This is a genomic window from Neisseria sp. P0019.S003 (assembly GCF_051957115.1).
GTDB classification, from domain to species: Bacteria; Pseudomonadota; Gammaproteobacteria; order Burkholderiales; family Neisseriaceae; genus Neisseria; species Neisseria flavescens_D.
In genome coordinates, this window is record NZ_JBQCWT010000012.1 from 1 (window position 1) to 5913 (window position 5913).

Consider the following 5913-nt stretch of genomic DNA (forward strand, 5'->3'; position numbering starts at 1 on the left):
GCTGACGCGGTGAAGAAAACGAAGCAGATAGTATAACACAGTTAGTTAAAATTTTCGATAATTTTAGTTGACATTTGCTAAATGTACTGTATAATTCGATTCGCTCTTTAAAAAAACAGATTACCGATAAGTGTGAGTGCATTAGGCCTCACACTGTTTGAAAGACAGACAAGATGATGTTTTAGACATTGTCCTGTCGGTTTCTTTGAAGCAGACCAGAAGTTATAAGTTAGAGATTGAACATAAGAGTTTGATCCTGGCTCAGATTGAACGCTGGCGGCATGCTTTACACATGCAAGTCGGACGGCAGCACAGAGAAGCTTGCTTCTTGGGTGGCGAGTGGCGAACGGGTGAGTAATATATCGGAACGTACCGAGTAATGGGGGATAACTAATCGAAAGATTAGCTAATACCGCATATTCTCTGAGGAGGAAAGCAGGGGACCTTCGGGCCTTGCGTTATTCGAGCGGCCGATATCTGATTAGCTAGTTGGTGGGGTAAAGGCCTACCAAGGCGACGATCAGTAGCGGGTCTGAGAGGATGATCCGCCACACTGGGACTGAGACACGGCCCAGACTCCTACGGGAGGCAGCAGTGGGGAATTTTGGACAATGGGCGCAAGCCTGATCCAGCCATGCCGCGTGTCTGAAGAAGGCCTTCGGGTTGTAAAGGACTTTTGTCAGGGAAGAAAAGGCTGTTGCTAATATCGACAGCTGATGACGGTACCTGAAGAATAAGCACCGGCTAACTACGTGCCAGCAGCCGCGGTAATACGTAGGGTGCGAGCGTTAATCGGAATTACTGGGCGTAAAGCGAGCGCAGACGGTTACTTAAGCAGGATGTGAAATCCCCGGGCTCAACCTGGGAACTGCGTTCTGAACTGGGTGACTAGAGTGTGTCAGAGGGAGGTAGAATTCCACGTGTAGCAGTGAAATGCGTAGAGATGTGGAGGAATACCGATGGCGAAGGCAGCCTCCTGGGATAACACTGACGTTCATGCTCGAAAGCGTGGGTAGCAAACAGGATTAGATACCCTGGTAGTCCACGCCCTAAACGATGTCAATTAGCTGTTGGGCAACTTGATTGCTTAGTAGCGTAGCTAACGCGTGAAATTGACCGCCTGGGGAGTACGGTCGCAAGATTAAAACTCAAAGGAATTGACGGGGACCCGCACAAGCGGTGGATGATGTGGATTAATTCGATGCAACGCGAAGAACCTTACCTGGTCTTGACATGTACGGAATCCTCCAGAGACGGAGGAGTGCCTTCGGGAGCCGTAACACAGGTGCTGCATGGCTGTCGTCAGCTCGTGTCGTGAGATGTTGGGTTAAGTCCCGCAACGAGCGCAACCCTTGTCATTAGTTGCCATCATTTAGTTGGGCACTCTAATGAGACTGCCGGTGACAAGCCGGAGGAAGGTGGGGATGACGTCAAGTCCTCATGGCCCTTATGACCAGGGCTTCACACGTCATACAATGGTCGGTACAGAGGGTAGCCAAGCCGCGAGGTGGAGCCAATCTCACAAAACCGATCGTAGTCCGGATTGCACTCTGCAACTCGAGTGCATGAAGTCGGAATCGCTAGTAATCGCAGGTCAGCATACTGCGGTGAATACGTTCCCGGGTCTTGTACACACCGCCCGTCACACCATGGGAGTGGGGGATACCAGAAGTAGGTAGGGTAACCGCAAGGAGCCCGCTTACCACGGTATGCTTCATGACTGGGGTGAAGTCGTAACAAGGTAGCCGTAGGGGAACCTGCGGCTGGATCACCTCCTTTCTAGAGAAAGAAGAGGTCTGATGCATTCACACTTATCGGTAAACTGTAAAAGATGTGGAAGAGAAAAGCTTGAGTGAAGACAAGATTCGCTTAAGAAGAGAATCCGGGTTTGTAGCTCAGCTGGTTAGAGCACACGCTTGATAAGCGTGGGGTCGGAGGTTCAAGTCCTCCCAGACCCACCAAGAACGGGGGCATAGCTCAGTTGGTAGAGCACCTGCTTTGCAAGCAGGGGGTCATCGGTTCGATCCCGTTTGCCTCCACCAATAACTTTACAAATCAAAGGAAGCCTGCTATACTTAGCAGCTTATTTTGATTTGCGAAGTGAAATATCGACGCATCGATCTTTAACAAATTGGAAAGCCGAAATCAACAAACAAAGACAATGAGTTTGTTTTGATTTTTTGTTCTTTGCAAAGGATGAAAAATCTCTCGCAAGAGAAAAGAAAACAAACACAGTATTTGGGTGATGATTGTATCGACTTAATCCTGAAACACAAAAGGCAGGATTAAGACACAACAAAGCAGTAAGCTTTATCAAAGTAGGAATTTCAAGTTTGCTTCCCTAGTCAACGGGTAGGTAAACAAAGTCAAAGAGGTTCTTGAAATGATAGAGTCAAGTGAATAAGTGCATCAGGTGGATGCCTTGGCGATGATAGGCGACGAAGGACGTGTAAGCCTGCGAAAAGCGTGGGGGAGCTGGCAATAAAGCTATGATCCCGCGATGTCCGAATGGGGAAACCCACCTCTTAGGAGGTATCCTTATCTGAATACATAGGATAAGCGAAGCGAACCCGGAGAACTGAACCATCTAAGTACCCGGAGGAAAAGAAATCAACCGAGATTCCGCAAGTAGTGGCGAGCGAACGCGGAGGAGCCTGTACGTGATAACTGTCGAGATAGAAGAACAAGCTGGGAAGCTTGACCATAGTGGGTGATAGTCCCGTATTCGAAATCTCAATAGTGGTACTAAGCGTACGAAAAGTAGGGCGGGACACGTGAAATCCTGTCTGAATATGGGGGGACCATCCTCCAAGGCTAAATACTCATCATCGACCGATAGTGAACCAGTACCGTGAGGGAAAGGCGAAAAGAACCCCGGGAGGGGAGTGAAATAGAACCTGAAACCTGATGCATACAAACAGTGGGAGCACCCTTGTGGTGTGACTGCGTACCTTTTGTATAATGGGTCAACGACTTACATTCAGTAGCGAGCTTAACCGAATAGGGGAGGCGTAGGGAAACCGAGTCTTAATAGGGCGAACAGTTGCTGGGTGTAGACCCGAAACCGAGTGATCTATCCATGGCCAGGTTGAAGGTGCCGTAACAGGTACTGGAGGACCGAACCCACGCATGTTGCAAAATGCGGGGATGAGCTGTGGATAGGGGTGAAAGGCTAAACAAACTCGGAGATAGCTGGTTCTCCCCGAAAACTATTTAGGTAGTGCCTCGAGCAAGACACTGATGGGGGTAAAGCACTGTTATGGCTAGGGGGTTATTGCAACTTACCAACCCATGGCAAACTAAGAATACCATCAAGTGGTTCCTCGGGAGACAGACAGCGGGTGCTAACGTCCGTTGTCAAGAGGGAAACAACCCAGACCGCCAGCTAAGGTCCCAAATGATAGATTAAGTGGTAAACGAAGTGGGAAGGCCCAGACAGCCAGGATGTTGGCTTAGAAGCAGCCATCATTTAAAGAAAGCGTAATAGCTCACTGGTCGAGTCGTCCTGCGCGGAAGATGTAACGGGGCTCAAATCTATAACCGAAGCTGCGGATGCCAGTTTACTGGCATGGTAGGGGAGCGTTCTGTAGGCCGATGAAGGTGCATTGTAAAGTGTGCTGGAGGTATCAGAAGTGCGAATGTTGACATGAGTAGCGATAAAGCGGGTGAAAAGCCCGCTCGCCGAAAGCCCAAGGTTTCCTACGCAACGTTCATCGGCGTAGGGTGAGTCGGCCCCTAAGGCGAGGCAGAAATGCGTAGTCGATGGGAAACAGGTTAATATTCCTGTACTTGATTCAAATGCGATGTGGGGACGGAGAAGGTTAGGTTAGCAAGCTGTTGGAATAGCTTGTTTAAGCCGGTAGGTGGAAGACTTAGGCAAATCCGGGTCTTCTTAACACCGAGAAGTGATGACGAGTGTCTACGGACATGAAGTAACCGATACCACGCTTCCAGGAAAAGCCACTAAGCTTCAGTTTGAATTGAACCGTACCGCAAACCGACACAGGTGGGCAGGATGAGAATTCTAAGGCGCTTGAGAGAACTCAGGAGAAGGAACTCGGCAAATTGATACCGTAACTTCGGGAGAAGGTATGCCCTCTAAGGTTAAGGACTTGCTCCGTAAGCCCTGGAGGGTCGCAGAGAATAGGTGGCTGCGACTGTTTATTAAAAACACAGCACTCTGCTAACACGAAAGTGGACGTATAGGGTGTGACGCCTGCCCGGTGCTGGAAGGTTAATTGAAGATGTGCAAGCATCGGATCGAAGCCCCAGTAAACGGCGGCCGTAACTATAACGGTCCTAAGGTAGCGAAATTCCTTGTCGGGTAAGTTCCGACCCGCACGAATGGCGTAACGATGGCCACACTGTCTCCTCCTGAGACTCAGCGAAGTTGAAGTGGTTGTGAAGATGCAATCTACCCGCTGCTAGACGGAAAGACCCCGTGAACCTTTACTGTAGCTTTGCATTGGACTTTGAAGTCACTTGTGTAGGATAGGTGGGAGGCTTTGAAGCAGAGACGCCAGTCTCTGTGGAGCCGTCCTTGAAATACCACCCTGGTGTCTTTGAGGTTCTAACCCAGACCCGTAATCCGGGTCGGGGACCGTGCATGGTAGGCAGTTTGACTGGGGCGGTCTCCTCCCAAAGAGTAACGGAGGAGTTCGAAGGTTACCTAGGTCCGGTCGGAAATCGGACTGATAGTGCAATGGCAAAAGGTAGCTTAACTGCGAGACCGACAAGTCGAGCAGGTGCGAAAGCAGGACATAGTGATCCGGTGGTTCTGTATGGAAGGGCCATCGCTCAACGGATAAAAGGTACTCCGGGGATAACAGGCTGATTCCGCCCAAGAGTTCATATCGACGGCGGAGTTTGGCACCTCGATGTCGGCTCATCACATCCTGGGGCTGTAGTCGGTCCCAAGGGTATGGCTGTTCGCCATTTAAAGTGGTACGTGAGCTGGGTTTAAAACGTCGTGAGACAGTTTGGTCCCTATCTGCAGTGGGCGTTGGAAGTTTGACGGGGGCTGCTCCTAGTACGAGAGGACCGGAGTGGACGAACCTCTGGTGTACCGGTTGTAACGCCAGTTGCATAGCCGGGTAGCTAAGTTCGGAAGAGATAAGCGCTGAAAGCATCTAAGCGCGAAACTCGCCTGAAGATGAGACTTCCCTTGTGGTTTAACCACACTAAAGAGTCGTTCGAGACCAGGACGTTGATAGGTGGGGTGTGGAAGCGCGGTAACGCGTGAAGCTAACCCATACTAATTGCTCGTGAGGCTTGACTCTATCATTTGAAGAACTTCAAAAGATAAAAGCTTACTGACTGATTCAGTCATCACCAAATAATTGATTAAGGCTTTACCGATTTGTAACAGTTTAAGTTTGGCGGCCATAGCGAGTTGGTCCCACGCCTTCCCATCCCGAACAGGACCGTGAAACGACTCAGCGCCGATGATAGTGTGGTTCTTCCATGTGAAAGTAGGTCACCGCCAAACACTCATTCCGAAGCCCCCGACTGATGTCGGGGGCTTTTTACATGCCTGTCGTTTCTGTCGATTTGGCGATAGGGGGATTATGATTACCTGTTGTTATTCTTGAACAAAAGTACCGAAAGTTACGGTTAACCGTTTGGAATATTTGAAATTGAACGATATTTGCGTTAATATGTCGTAAGCATTTATGTGGGTACGGGCTGTTGCCCTATCTGCAGATGTGCAGTGTTTACAGAGTGGAATAAAACCATTCGGTAGACTTCCTGACTGATTCAATCAAACATGTTATGGGAAAAAATCTGATGAAGAAATTTTTATTTGGTGCGTTTGCCGCCATCTGTGCGGCGTTCTCTTTAGCTGCCGTGAACATCAATACCGCGTCTTCTGCCGAACTGGAGGCATTGCCGGGTATCGGTCCGGCTAAGGCG

At 49.5% G+C, this 5913-nt stretch carries 1 protein-coding gene, 2 tRNA genes and 3 rRNA genes; all 6 read left to right on the top strand.

Annotation, left to right across the window (positions count from 1 at the left end):
- Positions 1–238: 238 nt before the first annotated feature.
- A 16S ribosomal RNA gene (locus ACTHTS_RS10715) occupies positions 239–1779 on the top strand.
- Positions 1780–1884: 105 nt separating this feature from the next.
- Positions 1885–1961: transfer RNA gene (locus tag ACTHTS_RS10720), tRNA-Ile, on the top strand.
- Positions 1962–1966: 5 nt separating this feature from the next.
- Positions 1967–2042: transfer RNA gene (locus ACTHTS_RS10725), tRNA-Ala, on the top strand.
- 348 nt (positions 2043–2390) lie between these two features.
- A 23S ribosomal RNA gene (locus tag ACTHTS_RS10730) occupies positions 2391–5279 on the top strand.
- A gap of 95 nt (positions 5280–5374) precedes the next feature.
- Positions 5375–5488 (top strand): 5S ribosomal RNA (gene rrf / locus ACTHTS_RS10735).
- The 16S, 23S and 5S rRNA genes sit together here with 2 tRNA genes alongside, the layout of an rRNA operon.
- Before the next feature lie 299 nt (positions 5489–5787).
- Positions 5788–5913, top strand: a 126-nt coding sequence (locus ACTHTS_RS10740) for a ComEA family DNA-binding protein (RefSeq protein WP_440370015.1), incomplete at its 3' end; no start/stop codon positions are given.